This is a genomic window from Thermococcus sp. M36 (assembly GCF_012027355.1).
Taxonomy (GTDB): domain Archaea; phylum Methanobacteriota_B; class Thermococci; order Thermococcales; family Thermococcaceae; genus Thermococcus.
On the sequence record NZ_SNUH01000001.1, the window covers coordinates 549,756 to 565,586 of the forward strand.

20 protein-coding genes are annotated in these 15,831 nt (G+C 55.7%); 11 read left to right on the top strand and 9 right to left on the bottom strand.

From position 1 onward, the window contains the following. Nucleotides 1-148 precede the first annotated feature (148 nt). Nucleotides 149-1,765 (bottom strand): sodium/proline symporter, encoded by a 1,617-nt coding sequence (locus E3E36_RS03195; protein WP_167893930.1) that lies wholly within the window; start codon nucleotides 1,763-1,765, stop codon nucleotides 149-151. Beyond that, a complete protein-coding gene (locus tag E3E36_RS03200; RefSeq protein ID WP_167893931.1) occupies nucleotides 1,762-1,941 on the bottom strand; it encodes a hypothetical protein in 180 nt (59 codons plus the stop codon). The genes E3E36_RS03195 and E3E36_RS03200 overlap by 4 nt, the downstream gene beginning before the upstream one ends. A 181-nt stretch (nucleotides 1,942-2,122) precedes the next feature. Between E3E36_RS03200 and E3E36_RS03205 the strand changes: the two genes are divergently transcribed. Further along, nucleotides 2,123-2,608 carry a hypothetical protein gene (locus E3E36_RS03205; RefSeq protein ID WP_167893932.1) on the top strand — a complete coding sequence of 162 codons (486 nt, stop codon included), beginning with the start codon at nucleotides 2,123-2,125 and terminating at the stop codon, nucleotides 2,606-2,608. On the opposite strand, the gene E3E36_RS03210 is transcribed toward E3E36_RS03205, so the two are convergent. After that, nucleotides 2,605-3,771 (bottom strand): GTP-binding protein, encoded by a 1,167-nt coding sequence (locus tag E3E36_RS03210; protein ID WP_167893933.1) that lies wholly within the window; start codon nucleotides 3,769-3,771, stop codon nucleotides 2,605-2,607. The genes E3E36_RS03205 and E3E36_RS03210 overlap by 4 nt on opposite strands. A gap of 118 nt (nucleotides 3,772-3,889) precedes the next feature. Between E3E36_RS03210 and E3E36_RS03215 the strand changes: the two genes are divergently transcribed. The 6 genes from E3E36_RS03215 (at nucleotide 3,890) to E3E36_RS03240 (ending at nucleotide 7,380) form a co-directional block, all read left to right on the top strand. Further along, a complete protein-coding gene (locus tag E3E36_RS03215) occupies nucleotides 3,890-4,342 on the top strand; it encodes an Lrp/AsnC family transcriptional regulator (RefSeq protein WP_167894734.1) in 453 nt (150 codons plus the stop codon). 72 nt (nucleotides 4,343-4,414) lie between these two features. Beyond that, nucleotides 4,415-4,915: a deglycase PfpI gene (gene pfpI / locus E3E36_RS03220; protein WP_167893934.1), complete on the top strand. Its 501-nt coding sequence runs from the start codon at nucleotides 4,415-4,417 to the stop codon at nucleotides 4,913-4,915. Between the two features lie 97 nt (nucleotides 4,916-5,012). Further along, nucleotides 5,013-5,753 (top strand): hypothetical protein, encoded by a 741-nt coding sequence (locus E3E36_RS03225; RefSeq protein WP_167893935.1) that lies wholly within the window; start codon nucleotides 5,013-5,015, stop codon nucleotides 5,751-5,753. A 39-nt stretch (nucleotides 5,754-5,792) separates the two neighbouring features. Then, nucleotides 5,793-6,224, top strand: a complete 432-nt coding sequence (locus tag E3E36_RS03230; RefSeq protein WP_167894735.1) for a PspC domain-containing protein — start codon at nucleotides 5,793-5,795, stop codon at nucleotides 6,222-6,224. 1 nt (nucleotide 6,225) lies between these two features. Then, the gene (locus tag E3E36_RS03235) at nucleotides 6,226-6,453 is read left to right on the top strand and encodes a hypothetical protein (protein ID WP_167893936.1); all 228 of its coding nucleotides are present in this window, start codon (nucleotides 6,226-6,228) and stop codon (nucleotides 6,451-6,453) included. Beyond that, nucleotides 6,454-7,380: a triphosphoribosyl-dephospho-CoA synthase gene (locus tag E3E36_RS03240; RefSeq protein ID WP_167893937.1), complete on the top strand. Its 927-nt coding sequence runs from the start codon at nucleotides 6,454-6,456 to the stop codon at nucleotides 7,378-7,380. Here E3E36_RS03240 and E3E36_RS03245 read toward each other — a convergent pair. The 3 genes from E3E36_RS03245 to E3E36_RS03255 form a co-directional block, all read right to left on the bottom strand. Next, on the bottom strand, nucleotides 7,364-7,645 hold the full coding sequence (locus tag E3E36_RS03245; RefSeq protein ID WP_167894736.1) for a family 4A encapsulin nanocompartment shell protein: 282 nt from the start codon (nucleotides 7,643-7,645) through the stop codon (nucleotides 7,364-7,366). The two genes, E3E36_RS03240 and E3E36_RS03245, sit on opposite strands and share 17 nt — an antisense overlap. Before the next feature lie 110 nt (nucleotides 7,646-7,755). Continuing rightward, on the bottom strand, nucleotides 7,756-8,397 hold the full coding sequence (snatA, locus tag E3E36_RS03250; RefSeq protein WP_167893938.1) for a neutral amino acid NAAT transporter SnatA: 642 nt from the start codon (nucleotides 8,395-8,397) through the stop codon (nucleotides 7,756-7,758). Between the two features lie 40 nt (nucleotides 8,398-8,437). Next, nucleotides 8,438-8,860 carry an OsmC family protein gene (locus E3E36_RS03255; RefSeq protein ID WP_167893939.1) on the bottom strand — a complete coding sequence of 141 codons (423 nt, stop codon included), beginning with the start codon at nucleotides 8,858-8,860 and terminating at the stop codon, nucleotides 8,438-8,440. 58 nt (nucleotides 8,861-8,918) lie between these two features. Between E3E36_RS03255 and E3E36_RS03260 the strand changes: the two genes are divergently transcribed. Then, the gene (locus E3E36_RS03260) at nucleotides 8,919-9,761 is read left to right on the top strand and encodes a radical SAM protein (protein WP_167893940.1); all 843 of its coding nucleotides are present in this window, start codon (nucleotides 8,919-8,921) and stop codon (nucleotides 9,759-9,761) included. On the opposite strand, the gene E3E36_RS03265 is transcribed toward E3E36_RS03260, so the two are convergent. Together E3E36_RS03265 and E3E36_RS03270 are read right to left on the bottom strand one after the other, a co-directional pair. Next, on the bottom strand, nucleotides 9,688-10,533 hold the full coding sequence (locus E3E36_RS03265; RefSeq protein ID WP_167893941.1) for a gamma-glutamyl-gamma-aminobutyrate hydrolase family protein: 846 nt from the start codon (nucleotides 10,531-10,533) through the stop codon (nucleotides 9,688-9,690). The genes E3E36_RS03260 and E3E36_RS03265 overlap by 74 nt on opposite strands. 65 nt (nucleotides 10,534-10,598) lie before the next feature. Then, entirely contained in the window at nucleotides 10,599-11,855 is a 1,257-nt protein-coding gene (locus E3E36_RS03270; protein ID WP_167893942.1) for a PLP-dependent aminotransferase family protein, read from the bottom strand. A 238-nt stretch (nucleotides 11,856-12,093) separates the two neighbouring features. Between E3E36_RS03270 and E3E36_RS03275 the strand changes: the two genes are divergently transcribed. The 3 genes from E3E36_RS03275 (at nucleotide 12,094) to E3E36_RS03285 (ending at nucleotide 15,116) form a co-directional block, all read left to right on the top strand. Further along, the gene (locus E3E36_RS03275; protein ID WP_167893943.1) at nucleotides 12,094-13,062 is read left to right on the top strand and encodes a ribose 1,5-bisphosphate isomerase; all 969 of its coding nucleotides are present in this window, start codon (nucleotides 12,094-12,096) and stop codon (nucleotides 13,060-13,062) included. A gap of 96 nt (nucleotides 13,063-13,158) precedes the next feature. Next, nucleotides 13,159-14,430: a C/D box methylation guide ribonucleoprotein complex aNOP56 subunit gene (locus tag E3E36_RS03280; protein ID WP_167894737.1), complete on the top strand. Its 1,272-nt coding sequence runs from the start codon at nucleotides 13,159-13,161 to the stop codon at nucleotides 14,428-14,430. Nucleotides 14,431-14,435: 5 nt separating this feature from the next. After that, nucleotides 14,436-15,116, top strand: coding sequence for a fibrillarin-like rRNA/tRNA 2'-O-methyltransferase (locus E3E36_RS03285; RefSeq protein ID WP_167893944.1), 681 nt, complete (start codon nucleotides 14,436-14,438; stop codon nucleotides 15,114-15,116). A 16-nt stretch (nucleotides 15,117-15,132) separates the two neighbouring features. Here the strand turns inward: E3E36_RS03285 and E3E36_RS03290 are convergent, their stop codons facing one another. Further along, nucleotides 15,133-15,804, bottom strand: a complete 672-nt coding sequence (locus tag E3E36_RS03290; RefSeq protein WP_167893945.1) for a TIGR00266 family protein — start codon at nucleotides 15,802-15,804, stop codon at nucleotides 15,133-15,135. Nucleotides 15,805-15,831 lie beyond the last annotated feature (27 nt).

A 15,831-nucleotide genomic window follows, 5' to 3' on the forward strand; every position in this document is an offset into this window, starting at 1 on the left:
TCCCACCCCGAAAATTTTAATCTGCGTTCAAATATGTGCCTCGATGCTTATAAACGTTAGGTTGGCCAAAAATGGTTTAAAACCATCGGTTTGATACAGGAACCAGAAACACACGACAACGAAGCCAGAAAACAAAAAGAGGGGCCGGTCAGGCCATCCCCCTGGTCAGAACGAACTCGGCGACGTTCTCAACCTGGCTCTTGGCCCTGGTCTCAGTGAGGGTCTTCCCGCCGGTCTCAATGGGAACCTTCCTGAATATCTCCTCGTGGAGCTTCACGACGTCCTCCGGCGGCTTGGTGAGGAGACTGATGATTACGATGACTACCAGCGTCACGAAGAAGTTGACGAAGAACACCGGCACGTCTTGGAACCAGCCGCCTATGGTTCCCCAGATTCCAGGGGCATCGCTGGTGAACGCCCATCCGTATATCTTGGCCTCAAGGATGACCTCGCTGATGAGGCCGTAGGCCATTCCGACTATCGCACCTTCCTTGGTCGTTCTCTTCCACCAGAGGCTCAACGTAAGTATCGGACCGAAGCCGACGGCTAAACCTCCCCAGGCCGTTGCGACCATCTGGTAGATGACCTTCGGGCCGCTTATGGCGAACCAGAGGCCGACGAGGGCAACGCCAGCAACCACCAGCCGTGATATGTTGACCATCTGCTTCTTCCCGAGCTCCTTGCCGAGAACCTTGTGGTAGAAGTCCCTCGCTATTGCAGAAGAGGCGACGAGGAGCTGTGAGTCTGCTGTACTCATGACCGCCGAGATTATGCCCGCTATGACGAAGCCCGCAAGCCAGCTCGGCATGAGCTCAACCGCCATAGCGGGGATGACCTTCTCCGGATCGCTGACCTGGAGGATGCCCGCCTGGTACATGGCAAATCCAAGGAATCCTGCAAAGAACGCTCCCCAGAGGACGAGTATCGTCCATGTGCCGCTGATGAATATGCCCGGCCTCCTGAGCTTCCTTGGGTCTTCAACGCTCATGTAGCGCGTAACTATGTGGGGCTGGCCGAGGTAGCCGACTATCCACGAGGCATAGCCTATGGCGAAGACTATGGCCGCCAGGCCAGTGGCGCCCCCGAAGGGATGGAGCTTCGTCGGGTCAGCTGAAGCTATTATCTCCGTGGCCCTCTCAAAGCCTCCTATCTTTGACAGCGCAAGGAAGGGCACTATAATCAGCGTCAGCAGCATAAACGTGGCCTGAACGACGTCGGTCCAGACAACCGCGAAGAATCCACCGGTGATAACGTACGCTGTGAGGATTATCACCGTTATTATGATCCCCGCGTTGTCGCTTATTCCGAATCCTTCCGCGAAGGTCTTTCCTCCGGCGGTGAACTGCGCGGCCACATAAGCTGTCATGAAGATGATGATTATCAGCGCGCTCAGGATTCTTATCAGTTTGGTGTCATCTTTGAGCCTGGCTTCAAGGTAGTCAGGGACAGTTATGGCCCTGAACTTGCCGGCGTAGATTCTGAGCCTCGGGCCAATGAGAACGTAGTCTGCAAGGGTCCCAAAGAGACAGCCTATGGCAGCCCAGAAGGCCCCCAGACCGCTCTTAAAAGCCGCCCCTGGATAGCCCAGCATCAGCCAGCCACTGAAATCGCTGGCCTTGTCCGAGAGCGTCGCCGCTAGGACATGGACCCGCCTGCCGCCGACGAAGTACTGATCCTCGGTCTTGGTGTACCTGTTGGCCCACCAGCCGATGTAGGCCAGCAGAGCCAGGTAAACAAGGAAACCGAAGAGTATTCCGGCGTTCATAGCTTACCCTCCTCCTTGAGCTGTTTTACAAGGTCTTCGTCGTAGGCCAGAATCTCTTCGTCAACGTAGTACTCCCTGCCGGTTATCCTGTCCCAGTAGCCGTAGAGCACCATGGTCAGTATCCCCAGAAAGGTGGGGACCAGAAGCGTTGCCCAGGCAGCACCGCTAAGCCCCATTTGACACCACCTCAATACATCGATGTTACTTAAGGTCCATCAACCGACACTATAGACATTTGCAAATATAAATATATTGGTTTAACTATTCCGAAGCCGGAACGGAATGTTTGGACAAAGTGACAATAGGGAAGGCTAGGATTAATAAAGCCCCACGACGTATATTCAGGGAGGGTGAGGGATGAGGGTGCTTGTAATGAGGCCGATATTCAAACCCGAAGAAACCTCGAATCCGGACTTCGTGCTGTACCCTTACCACATATTCCACCTCAGGCTGTTCTACAGGCGCTTGGGCATGAAGGACAGAGTTTTTGACTACTTCGCCTACGTAGACCTCTACCGCCTCGGGGCGGAGAGGGGGGACGGTTTCATAGATCTCTACGAGTGGGATGTCGAGGAGAAGAAGGTTATGGAACCGCTCGTGGACTACGAGGAGGCAAAGATGAAGGCCTTCGAGAGCGCGATAACCTGGGGCAACTCCCGCGTCGTTTCGTGGTGGCTCCCGAGGATAGAGATAGTGAGGCACGAGAGGGCCTACAAGGTCTTCTGGCTCTATGAGAGGGAGGGAGAAAAGTTCATAATGGACAGCCTCGACGGAAAGGAGTACCCGCTTGATGCAATGGCCGGAAAGGGCGGAAGAAAGTGCAAGGGGCCGTTCTGCGGCTAACGGGCATGAATCTCCACTATGTCCCCATCCTCCAGAACGTGGTCAGCCCCAACGCGCTGGCCCGGGAACTTGACGCTCTTGCCCCAGACTCTAGCATAGCGGAAGTTCTTGGCGAAGTCCTTGTGGATTCTCTCGGCCAGGTCCATGACCGTTGAACCCTTCTTCAGCGGCACCGGCGGGTAAGCTGGCTCCTCCCCGGGGCTCTTAGTGAAGACACGGATTATTCCGGCCAGCTCGTAGAGCTCGTCCTTGAGCTTGTCTAGCTGAATCTTTCTCTTCGCCGAGACGGGAATTATCTTGAACCTGTCTCCGTAGGCCTCAACGAGTTTCTCGTAGTTCTCCTTGCTACCGGGGGCGTCGCCCTTGTTGGCTATGATTATCGCCCTCCTCCAGACGAGGCTCCCATCTAAAGCGTCTGCGAACTCCTCAAGCGTAACCGGTTCCTTGACGGTTATCTCCGCGGAATGGATCCTCTCCTCGCGGAGCATCTTCATGACTTCCTGGATGTCCCCCTTGATGTTCTCCTGGCCGTTGATGATGATTCCGCCGCTCGCTGTCCTCTTGATTTCGACCCTCGGGCGCCTCTTATTGAGCTTTATGCCGGCCCTCTCAAACTCCCTCAGGAGGGTTTCCATCTGCTTGACCGGGTCCTGGGAGAGGTCTACGACTATGGCTATTGCATCGGCGTTCCTAATAACGCTCAGGAGCTGCGGCCCCATACCCTTTCCAAGTGCAGCACCTTCCACGAGGCCAGGAACCTCGACGAGCTGTATCTGGACGTCTTTATGGTGCATCATCCCGGGAATCGGCTCAACCGTCGTGAAGGCGTAGTCGGCGACGTCGGCGTCGACGTTGGTCAGCGCCTTCATCAGTGAGCTCTTGCCGACGTTTGGGAGGCCTGCCAGGACTATCTGGGCCGCCCCCTCCTTCCTGACTGCCATTGAAGGCCCGCCGCCACCCTTCTTCAGCTGACGCTGTTTCTCAAGCTCTTTCCTCAGCTCGGCGAGCTTCCTCTTTATCTGGAGCCTAAGCTTCTCCGTCCCCTTGTGCTTTGGCACCGTGGCGTACATCTTTTCGAGGGCGCGTATTTTCTCCGGGATAGTCTTGGCGTTCCTGTACTCCTCCTCGGCTGCAAGGTACTCCGCTGTCACGTTCGTTGGCATCGCTGACCCTCCCAGAAGTTCTGAATTAAAAAGCGGAGGCCTTTTTATAAAAGTATGGTTCTCCGAAATCGGCAGGTTTATAAAATCTTTCGAAAATTTTTTACTGGCGGTGATGCTCATGCGAACCGGCTTGGACGATACCGACAGGAAGATTCTGGCCATCCTGCAAAAGAACAGCAGAACACCCCTCAGGGAAATTTCCAGGGAAGTCAACCTGGCGGAGTCTACTGTCTACGAGAGAATAAAGAAGCTGAAGGAAAGGGGGATAATAAAGAGGTTCACCGTGATACTTGACCCCAACGCCCTCGGCTTCGGCATTCTGGCGTTTATACTGATAAAGGCCAAGGCCGGAAAGTACTCCAACGTTGCCCTCGAACTTAAGAAGTATCCGGAGATAGTTGAGATCTACGAGACCACCGGGGACTACGACATGCTCATCAAAATAAGAACCCGCGGGAGCGAAGAGCTCAACGAGTTTCTGGACACGATAGGTGAGATAGAGGGTGTTGAAGCCACCCACACCATGGTCGTCCTCAAGGTTCATAAGGAGACCACGGAGCTTCCTCTCTGACCATCTATGTCCAAAAAGCCTTATAAGTGCCCCTTTCTATTCTCCTCTGAACGTTAGCATGGAGGTGTGCTTATGAAGGTGCTGTTTCTGAGCGCGGACGGTTTTGAAGACCTGGAGCTCATATACCCCCTCCACAGGATAAAGGAGGAGGGCCACGAGGTCTACGTCGCCAGCTTCCAGAGGGGCAAGATAACGGGCAAGCACGGCTACTCGGTCAACGTTGACCTTGCCTTCGACGAGATTGACCCCGACAACTTCGACGCGCTCGTCCTCCCCGGCGGGAGGGCGCCGGAGATCGTCAGGCTCAACGAGAAGGCAGTCGCCATAACCAAGAAGATGTTCGAGGAAGGGAAGCCGGTGGCGAGCATCTGCCACGGCCCGCAGATACTCATCTCGGCGGGAGTGCTGAGGGGCAGAAAAGGGACGAGCACCATAACCATCAGGGACGACGTCATAAACGCCGGCGCCGAGTGGGTGAACGAGGAGGTAGTGGTTGACGGCAACTGGGTCAGCTCAAGACACCCCGGTGACCTCTACGCCTGGATGAGGGAGTTTGTTAAGCTTTTGAAGTAATTCCATTTCTTTTAATACCCTGTTTTCACCTCCGCAGGATGGCACTCTCCAACCATCCAGCGTAACCTTTATACGGTGTATGATGAAATTTTCACCGGTGATACTCGTGAGGAGACGGGCCGGTCTCCTGGGGGTCTTGGCCGGCATCTTTCTGGCCCTTCTTATTGTTGGCATAGTAGTGACAGCATTGGCATTTCGAGGCTACATCCACATCGAAGGGGGACCATTCAAAGAGGACGCAGGCCCGGTTAAGGAAATTGGCCGCTTCCACGCCGGCTCTATAGTGGTTAGAAATGTGATAGGAAGCGTTGAGCTGGTTCCATCCGAAGTTGAAGGAGTGGTCGTTAAGAGCAACCTCCCGGTAAACGCAACTTACCGGAACGGCCTTCTGACGGTTTACTGTCTCGTTGAAGAGAAGAGAAGCGTGTTTGGAATCAGCACCCACAACCTCTGCGGGGACTACAGGAACGGAAAGGTCGTCATAGAGGTGGGGACGGGACTGACCGATGTGTGGGTTCGGAACACCGTTGGAGACGTTTTCATAGGGGCAAACGTCACGAAGGCCCTAATCGAGGACACCGTCGGGGACCTTAAGGGGGCCGCCCCGGCAGAGTACCGGGTTGATGACGTGGTTGGCGACGTTGTGATTCATGCCGGGGGAGACGTTACCATAAACGACGTCGTGGGCGACATTAGAATACACGTGCCCCATGATTACACTGTCAGCCTTTCCCTCAACGACGTCCTTGGAAAGGTCGAGAACACCTACTCCGGCGAGGGAAGACCAATCATTATCAAGATTTCCGACGTTGTTGGCGACGTCTCCATAGGGCAATGATTTTTAAGCCGGCTTCCTTTTTCTTGTGTGGTGGATAAGATGGTAAAGAAACTGATAAGATCAAAGGAGGACAGGGTCCTCCTCGGCGTCCTCGGGGGGCTGGCCGAGCACCTTGAGGTGGATCCCGCACTTGTGAGGCTCATATTCATCGTTCTCCTCGTCTTCAACCCAGTCGCTATGACGCTGCTCTACTTCCTCGCGGCGCTCATAATCCCTGAGGAAGAGGGCGAAGCCGACAAGCCGCTGTCCGAGAGGGTCGATGAGATAATGCGCGAGACAGGTGCCCGGCTGGAGGAGGTTTTCCCGGCCAGTGAGGACTCAAAGGTGATAGCGCTCGTCCTCATAGTCCTCGGCGCAGTCCTTCTGGCTGGACCGTTTATCCCGGCCTTCATGCCTGCAGTGGACTTCAGGACGCTATTGGCGGTCGTCCTCCTGGTTGTTGGCATAATCCTCCTCATGAGGGGTGACTGAGATGAGGCGGCTCGGTGCCCTCCTAGTCTTCCTCGGCCTCCTCATCCTGCTGAGGGAGTTCCAGCCCGCATTCATTGAGCCGCTGAAGCCCTATGCGCCCTACATAAAGGACGCCTTCTGGGGCGTGACGCTCATAGCCTTTGGGCTCTACATGATGCTCAGAAAAGCGGCGAAGAAGGCGGTTCTGGTTCTCTACCTCCTGTACCTGCTGCTCTATCTGGTGGTGTGAATGGAGCGCTTTAAGATAGTCCGTGCCTTCATCCTCGGCCCCCTCATTGAGGCGACGGTTCCGAAGCCCGGCAACGTGAACCGCTACCGGGACTTCGAGGATCTGACCCTCTACAACTTCCTGTTCGCTGATACGGCAGTCATCGGGGTCTACTACGAGGCCGTGAAGACGGCTGAACTCCTGCGAAAGGGCATCCTATCTTTCAGTGAGGCCGGCATCGGGGAGCTGATAAAACGCGCGGTTCAGGCCTCGCGCGAGGCTCAGGACTCGAATCCCAACTTCGGAGTTATAGCGCTCTCGGTCCCGCTCATCATGGGAATGGTTCTGGGCAGGAACATGCTCGACGCTCGGGAGAAGGCGAGGCTTCTGATAGAGGAGTCCACCGTCAGGGACAGCATGGAGTTCTACAGGGCGATAAGGGTGGCCAACCCCAAAGGAATCCCCAGCGGGGTTAAGTATGACGTTTACAGTGACGAGTCCTTCAGGGAGCTCTTCCAGGACGGGATAAACCTTGCCCGGCTGGCGGAGATGAGCTGTGAAAGGGAGCTCATCTTCTGCGAGTGGCTCAACGGCTACGACCTGAGCTATTCCACCTTTGGCAGGCTCTACGATCTGATAAAGGAGCTCCCGCTTGAGGACGCGGTTGTGGAGGCATTCCTTGAGCTCCTGGCTGAGAAGGAGGACACGCTCATAATGAGGAAGGCGGGAAGGAGAGAGGCCGATCTCGTGAGGAGAAAAGCCAGGGAAGTTCTCAACGGAAAGCTCTCCCTAAAGGAGTTCGACGCCTTCATGCGAGAGAAAGGTGATTTAAGGAATCCTGGCAGTCTCGCTGATATAATGGCCGTCTCGCTGAGCCTGCTCGTTTTGAGGGGGCTCAGGATGGAAATCAGAAACGGAAAGGTATGGGGAGTTATAGGACGACCTTAAACCTCTTCGCGCCGCCGGGGCCGAGCCCGAGGGCTTTGCTGTCTACAACCACCGCGTCCCCCTCAAGCTCCTCCACAACCTCCACCCTCAGCCCGGAGAGCTCTAAGACCTCCTCCTCGTCGCCAAACTCCTCGTTCACCTGCTCTCTTATGAACTCGTAGGCCTTCTTTCCAAGCAGAACCACGTCCGGCTCGTAGCCGTCGAGCTTCAGCTCGTTGGCCTTCTCCTCAACAGAGCTGAGAACCCTTATCAGGTCGCCGCGCATTTTCGACACCATCAAAAAATAGGCAGGGGAGTTTAAAAGGATGATTATGGCCCCAAATAGACGCTAACCTCCTCCCCGCCCCAAAGGGCGAGGCTTTCAAGAGAGAAATGTCAGAGCCCAAACGCCCCCTTGATCCCGTTAATTATCATCTGCACGGCCATAGAGGTCAGTATCAGACCCATCATCCTCGTCAGCACTTTGATGCCCACCCTTCCGAGCCTTTTCTGTATCCTGTTCGAGGAGCAAAGGATCAGCCAGACAGTGAGGCCTATCGCGACGATGCTCGCTATGACGGTCGCCTTCTCGGAAACCTCGCGGCTCTTGGCCATGTAGAGCATGACCGTCGTTATCGCTCCCGGGCCTGAGATAAGGGGTATCGCGAGGGGTATTATGGCGACCTCCTCCAGGGTGACGACGTCCTCGCTGAACTCTTCGGTTTCCTCCTTGCTTATCTTCACGGTAGAGAGCCTTCCGGAGAGCATGTCCATTGCCATCTTGAAAAGCAGTATGCCACCGGCTATCGCGAAGGCGTCAACACTCGAACCAAAGAACTTGAATATCCACTCCCCAATGAGGGCGAAGACCACGAGGGTCACCACCACCGTCAGTGCGGTCTTTGTCGCTATTTCGCGCCTCTCTTTCCAGCTCAGGTCGTGGGTAACACTCAGAAACACAGGGACGGCTCCGACCGGGTTGGTTATCGCGAACAGCCCACCGTAGAGCAGCACGAAGTATTTGAGATACTCTATCACGCGACCACCCGCACCGGCAGGAAAAGATGGGGTTAAAAAGTTAATCCCCCCGGCTTTCATCGGGGATTATCTCAAAAGAGTACGTGACCTCGGCACCGCTGAGCTTCACGTGCGCGCTGGCCGAGCAATACTTGTCCTGGCTCAGCTCTATGGCGCGCTTCGCCTTCTCCTTGCTCACGTCGCCGTAAATCCTGTAGTGGATGTGAACCCTCCTGTAAATTCTCGGGTGCTCCTCGCGCCTCTCGCCGCTTATCTCGACCTCCAGGCCTCTAATCGGCTCGCGCATCTTCTGGAGTATCATGACGACATCATAGGCTGTGCATCCGGCGACGATGAGAAGAAGGAGCTTCATCGGGCTTATTCCTCCTTCCCCGAGAACCACCGCGCAACTTTCACCCTCTATCCTTCCAATGAACTGGGCTCCTTCCGTCCACCTCAGCTTTCCCTTTATTTCGTCCCCCACTTGCTCCACCCATTCGATAAGACGCAATTCCTTTTAAGGGGTTTTCGTAGGGTAAAACATGTACATCCGACCCTTTGACCCCTGGAAGGCGAAGCTCTGCACCTGCCCCTTTAAGTACACGCTGAACGTCTACACTGGCTGCGACCACGCGTGCGTTTACTGCTACATAACGAGCTACATCCCCAACGCCTTCCGGGTGAGGACTAAGGAGGGCCTTCTGCCGAAGCTGGAGAGAGAGCTCAGAAGGTTCGACAGGAGGTACATCGTAGCCCTTTCATACTCCTCCGACCCGTATCCAACGGTGGAGCGCGAGCTGGGCATAACGCGGAAGGTTCTGGAGCTCTTCAGGCGCTATGGTGTCAGGTGCATGATCCTCACGAAGTCGGACATATTTGAGCGCGATCTCGACATCCTGGCCGAGCTGAAGTGCGCCGTTGGTGTAACCGTGACGACAGTCAACGAGAGGAAGGCAAAGCTCCTTGAACCGAACGCGCTGTCGCCGATGGCCAGAATCCGGGCGCTCAGGAAAGCGAAAGAGGCGGGCATCCCCGTTTATGCCCGCATAGACCCGATAATCCCATTCTACACGTGGGAAGACTTCGATGAGACGCTCGACGCGCTGGATTTTGTTGACCACATAACGGTTTCGACTCTCAAGCTCCGGCCAGACTCAAAGAGGCGCATGTCCGCCAAGTTCCCGGAGCTGATGGAAAAACTCTGGCCGCTATACGAGAGGGGTGAGAGGATAGGCGGATATTACTACCTGCCGCGCGAGCTGAGGTTTGAGATCTTAAGGGAAGCGGAGAGAAAGATTCTGGAAAGGGGGATCACGTTTGGTTCGTGTCGGGAAGGCTACCGTTCGTTTCCGAGCTGCGACGGGTCTCATCTAGTCCCCCCGTGAGCTCCTCCCGGATCTCCGCCTCTATCTCTGCCCTCTCAAGCTCTCTTCTCTGCACCCTGTACTCCGCGGCGGCCTTGATAAACGCCTCGTAGAGCCTCTTCATCTCCGGAAGATACTCCGGCCGCCACTGGACGCCGAGGATAAACCCCTCTGTGCCCTCAACTGCCTCGATAAGGCCGTCCACGGAATACGCCACAGGCTTTATCCCCTCCCCCACACGCTTAACCGCCTGGTGGTGGAAGCTGTTGACCCCTATGTAAACTTCGTTGGTGCTCTCAACGTTGATTTCCTGTCTCAGGATCTCGTAGAGTTTGGAGCTCGTCTTTATCCTTACCTGGTGGACTCTCTGACGGGGGTTGGTGGTTGCGGGATCCCAGTCATGCTTTACGGCTTTGGGTATGACGCCGAGATCCTGGTACAGGGTGCCGCCCAGGGCCACGTTTATCACGTGCATACCCCTGCCCATCCCGAGCAGGGGCAGTCCGGCCTTCACCGCCAGCTTGACGAGCTTCACCTCGAAGTCGTCCCTCTCAGTATCGACGGCCCTCAGGCTGTTCGAAGGGTCTTCCCCATAGAAGTAGGGGTGGACATCGGGGCCATCGATGAGGAGAACCCCATCAACGTTGGTAACAACATCATACGGGGGCTGGTTCAGCCCGAACACTACGGGTATTCCGCCTATCGAGCTGATTATCCTCAGATGGGTGCCGTCAACAAACAGCCGTCCGCTCAAGGGATCCACCTGACCTATGATACCTATCAGTGGGGGCATGGTTTACCACCTTATACAAGGTGGGAAGGGAAGATGTAAAAAAGGTTTGCGGAAAACTGCAGAGGTCACTTCCGGAGCGCCCGGATTTCTTCCTCTATAACCCCAGCAAGCCTCTTGACGCCGTCGTGGATGACGTCCTCAGGCACGTACGTGAAGTTGAGCCTCATGGTGTTCTTGACGTCGCGGTGGGCGAAGAACGCCTCACCTGGGACGTAGGCGACGCCCTTCCTTATGGCCTTCTCCGCCATCAGCTTTGTGTCTATGCCCTCCGGCAGGGTGACCCAGATGAACATTCCCCCATCGGGCTTCGTCCATCTGACACCTTCGGGCATGTACTCCTCAAGCGCCTCCAGCATTGCGTCCCTACGCGGCTTGTAGAACTCGATTATCTTCGGGATGTGCCTGTCGAGGTGGCCGTCCTCAACGTACTTCCAGGCTATGACCTGACTGAGGGTGTTGGCACAGAGGTCAACGGCCTGCTTGGCGATCTCTATCTTCCTTATGAAGTGCGGGTGTGCCGCTATCCAGCCAAGGCGGAAGCCGGGGGCGAGTATCTTCGAAAAGGTTCCGAGGTAGATAACCCTCCCCTCGTCGTCGAAGTGCTTTATCGGCGGTATCGGCTCACCGGAGTAGCGGAGCTCGCTGTAGGGACTGTCCTCAACGATGAGGAAGTCGTATTCATCGGCAAGCTCAATGAGCCTCTTCCTCCTCTCAAGGCTCATCGTGACGCCAGCGGGGTTCTGGAAGGTCGATACGGTGTAGACGAACTTGATCCTCTTCCCCTGCCTCCTCAGCTCCTCCAGCTTCTCCTCAAGAAGATCCACCCTCATACCCTCATCGTCCATGGGGATGCTGATGAATTCAGGTTCATAGTACTTGAAGGCGTTGAGTGCGGCGAGGTAAGTCGGCCCCTCGACTATCACTATGTCGCCCCTGTTGATGAATGTCCTCCCGATAAGGTCGAGTGCCTGCTGGCTCCCCGCGACCATCATTATCTCGACTTTGCTGGTCGGGATGCCGTAGCGGTTTTCCATCCACTTCGCGAGGGCAAGGCGGAGCGGGGTGAAGCCCTTTGTGGTTCCGTACTGCAGAGCTTTGTCTGCGTGGTGGGTGAGCACTTCGGCGGCAATATCCTTTATTATCTCAACGGGAAACGTTTCAGGGGCCGGGAGGCCTCCCGCAAGGGAAATCACATCCCCCGTCTCAACGAGCTTGAGGAGCTCCCTGATCTCGGACGCCTTCATTTCTCTGGCCTTGTCTGAGAAGTACACCTCAAAATCCAGTGAACCAGAACTCAGTTTGCGCATAAGCTTTTCCTCCACTTCCGTTCCCCCCATTTAATGTACACTTTTGAACACGTCCCCAGGTCTATACACGTAGGTTTAGCGGCGATTGGTTATAAATCTTTCTGCAATGGTCGTTAGAGCCATTTACAAACGTAAAAGTGGGGGAGAAAGTATTTTTAAGAACATCAACGAACAGCAGGGGGCACTGGTGAACACGAAAAGTTCTATAAACCCTCCCGCCATAAATGGGGGTTACCAGAGGGGGTGAACGGAGATGCCGGTAGTGAAGGAAGTGCTTGAAATTGCAGATGAGATTAGGGATATGAAGATAAGGGGCGCTGGCAAAATCGCCCGTTCCGCAGCGTACGCCCTCCAGATACAGGCCGAGAAGAGCAGAGCGACGGACGTTGATGAGTTCTGGAAGGAGATGAAGCAGGCGGCAAAGATACTCTACGAGACAAGGCCGACGGCAGTTTCCCTTCCAAACGCGCTCCGCTACGTCATGCACCGCGGGAAAGTAGCATACGCCGGCGGTGCCGACCTTGACCAGCTGAAGTTCATAGTCATAAACGCGGCCAAGGAGTTCATCCACAACTCCGAGAAGGCTATCGAGAGGATAGGCGAGATGGGCGCCAAGCGCATCGAAGACGGAGACGTTATAATGACGCACTGCCACAGCAAGGCTGCTATAAGCGTCATGAAAACTGCCTGGGAGCAGGGCAAGGACATAAAGGTCATCGTTACTGAGACAAGGCCCAAGTGGCAGGGCAAGCTCACCGCGAAGGAGCTCGCAAGCTACGGCATTCCGGTCATCTACGTCGTTGACTCGGCGGCCAGGCACTACATGAAGATGACGGACAAGGTCGTCATGGGCGCGGACAGCATAACGGTCAACGGTGCGGTTATAAACAAGATTGGAACGGCTCTCATAGCCCTCACCGCAAAGGAGCACAGGATTTGGACTATGATCGCTGCCGAGACCTACAAGTTCCACCCGGAGACCATGCTCGGCCAGCTGGTTGAGATAGAGATGCGCGACCCCTACGAGGTGATTCCGAAGGAGGAACTTGAAACCTGGCCGAAGAACATAGAGGTCTGGAATCCAGCGTTCGACGTTACTCCCCCGGAGTACATCGACGTCATCATAACCGAGCGCGGCATAATCCCGCCGAGCGCGGCCATCGACATCCTCAAGGAGGAGTTCGGCTGGGCCCTCAAGTACACCGAGCCCTGGGAGGACTGAGGGCTTTTTTCTTTTCTCTCACGCTGTTCTACCGATAGGACTTAAAAGGGGTAGCCCTTTTATACTTCGGAGACAAAAACTGAGAAGGTGATGATGATGAAAGCGTACCTTGCCGAGAACGTCAGGGGCATATACGCCTTTGACGAGAGCGGTAATCTCATTGATCAGAAGGTTTTCTCTGGAAGGCCGGAAGCGAGCCTTGACAGGCTTTTAAAGGGCGAGCCAAGTGACGAGCTGGTTTCTTTCCTTGACGAACTCAAGGAGAGGGGCTACGACGAGTTCGTGGTGGAGGACTCCGAGCTCGGAAGGGCGCTGAAAGAGCTCGGCTACAACGCCACGGCGGAGTTTCCAAACATAGCCGGTGAGAAGCTCCGCTCAAGCCCGGAGGAGTTCCTCGGCGAGAACTGGTTTGACGAGTACTTCAACGTCGGTGTTGCCCTGACCAGGCTCCGCATACAGGAGCAGAGCGGTGCCAGAGACAAGATGATAATCCAGGCCATCGAGTCCCTTGACGACATCGACAAGGTCATCAACCTGCTGGTTTCACGCCTCAGGGAGTGGTACAGCCTGCACTTCCCGGAGCTTGACGAGATACTACCCAAGCACCAGCAGTACGTTGCCTTCGTCAAGGCAGTCGGCCCGAGGGAGAACGTGAGCGAGGAGAAGCTCAAGAGCCTTGGCCTTCCCGAGGGCAAGATTGAGAAGATTATGAGGGCGGCGGAAACCTCGATGGGTGCTCCGCTCGGAAAGTTCGACGCGGACATCATAATGAAGCTCGCGAGCGAGATAAGCGACCTCTACAAGCTCAGGGAGCAGATAGAGGACTATCTCGAGATGGCAATGGATGAGGTCGCTCCGAACCTCAAGGCCCTCGTCGGCGCCAAGCTCGGTGCAAGGCTCCTCAGCCTCGCCGGTGGGCTCAAGGAGCTCGCCATGATGCCCGCCTCAACCATACAGGTCCTCGGTGCCGAGAAGGCCCTCTTCAGGCACCTGAGGAGCGGTGCTAAACCTCCAAAGCACGGCGTCATCTTCCAGTATCCAGCCATAAACCGCTCACCATGGTGGCAGAGGGGTAAGATAGCGAGAGCCTTGGCCGGAAAGCTCGCCATAGCTGCCAGAGTCGACTACTTCTCCGGCGAGTACATAGCCGAGGAGCTGAAGCAGGAGATAGAGCAGCGCATCCAGGAGATAAAGCAGAAGTATCCGAACCCGCCTAAGAGGAAGGCCAAGCCGGAAAAGAAGAAAAAGAAGAAGTTCAAGGGCAAGGAGAAGAAGGGCAAGGGCTTCGGTGGAAAGAAGAAGGAAAAGGCAGGAAAGGGTAAGAAGGGCGAGAAAGGCGGAAAGAAAAAGAAGAAAGGCAAGAGGTGAGGTAGATGAGGATTAAGAAGCACAAGTTCCCGGGCGTTTACGTCTTCATCGATGAGGACGGGAGCGAGAAGATAGCCACCAAGAACCTCGTCCCCGGCCAGAAGGTCTACGGCGAGAGGCTGATCAAGTTTGAGGGCGAGGAGTACAGGGTCTGGAACCCGAGGCGCTCCAAGCTCGGCGCGGCCATACTGAACGGCCTCAAGCACTTCCCGATTAAGCCGGGCTCAACCGTGCTCTACCTCGGTGTGGCGAGCGGAACGACCGCTTCCCACGTCAGCGACATAGTCGGCTGGGAGGGCAAGGTCTTTGGAGTGGAGTTCTCTCCACGCGTCCTCAGGGAGCTCGTTCCAATAGTCGAGGAAAGAAGGAACATAGTCCCGATACTTGGCGATGCAACGAAGCCAGAGGGCTATCGCGCGCTGGTTCCCAAGGTGGACGTCATCTTCGAGGACGTCGCCCAGCCAACACAGGCGAAGATACTCATCGACAACGCCAAGGTTTACCTCAAGAGCGGCGGCTACGGAATGATATCCGTCAAGAGCAGGAGCATTGACGTCACCAAGGAGCCGGAGCAGGTCTTCAAGGAGGTCGAGAAGGAGCTTGCGACCTACTTCGAGGTCGTCGAGAGGCTTTCGCTTGAGCCCTACGAGAAGGACCACACGCTCTTCGTGGTTAGAAAGAAGTGAAAAAAACCTCTGTTTTTCATTCCCTCTTTATCGGCAGGTACGGGATTATCCAGCCTATGAAGCTGTCCACACTGCGCGTCTGGATGTAGAGTGTCCCAGTCCCATAGAACTCGGCAACGAGCCCCTCACCGCTGAAGAGCGTGCTCTTGAGCCCGCCAACCCTCTTCACCCGGAAGTCCAGCCCCTCGCTGAAGGCCACCATGTGGCCGGTGTCTATCACGAAGCGCTCGTTGTGGAGCTCCTTCTTGTATATTGCCCCAAAGCTAGAAAGGAACACGAGCCCCCTTCCCGTCATCTTGAGGAGGAACAGACCCTCCCGTCCAAAGAAGGTCTTCGCACCGCCCCACTTGGTGTCGATGCTTATCCCCTCCGAGCTGGCCAGGAAAGCACCGCTCTGGGCGTAGAGCGTCCCGTCCAGTTCAAAGACCTCGATGTCGCCGGGATACGCTGGCGCCAGCCCAACGGTTCCGGGACCATCTTCAGCCCTGAAGGTGTTTATGAAAAAGCTCTCTCCACCGAGCACCGAACGCTTTAAAGCTCCAAAAATGCCCCCCTTTGCCTTGGTTTCGAGCTTTATCGTGGGGCTCATGTGAACCATAGCCCCGGACTCCGCCTGTATGGCCTCGCCCCTCTCAAGCTCCACCTCAAGCAGGGAGAAGCTCGGCCTGTGCCTTATCTCGTACTTCATTCGGATTCACCCGGGTAAAGTGTTGCC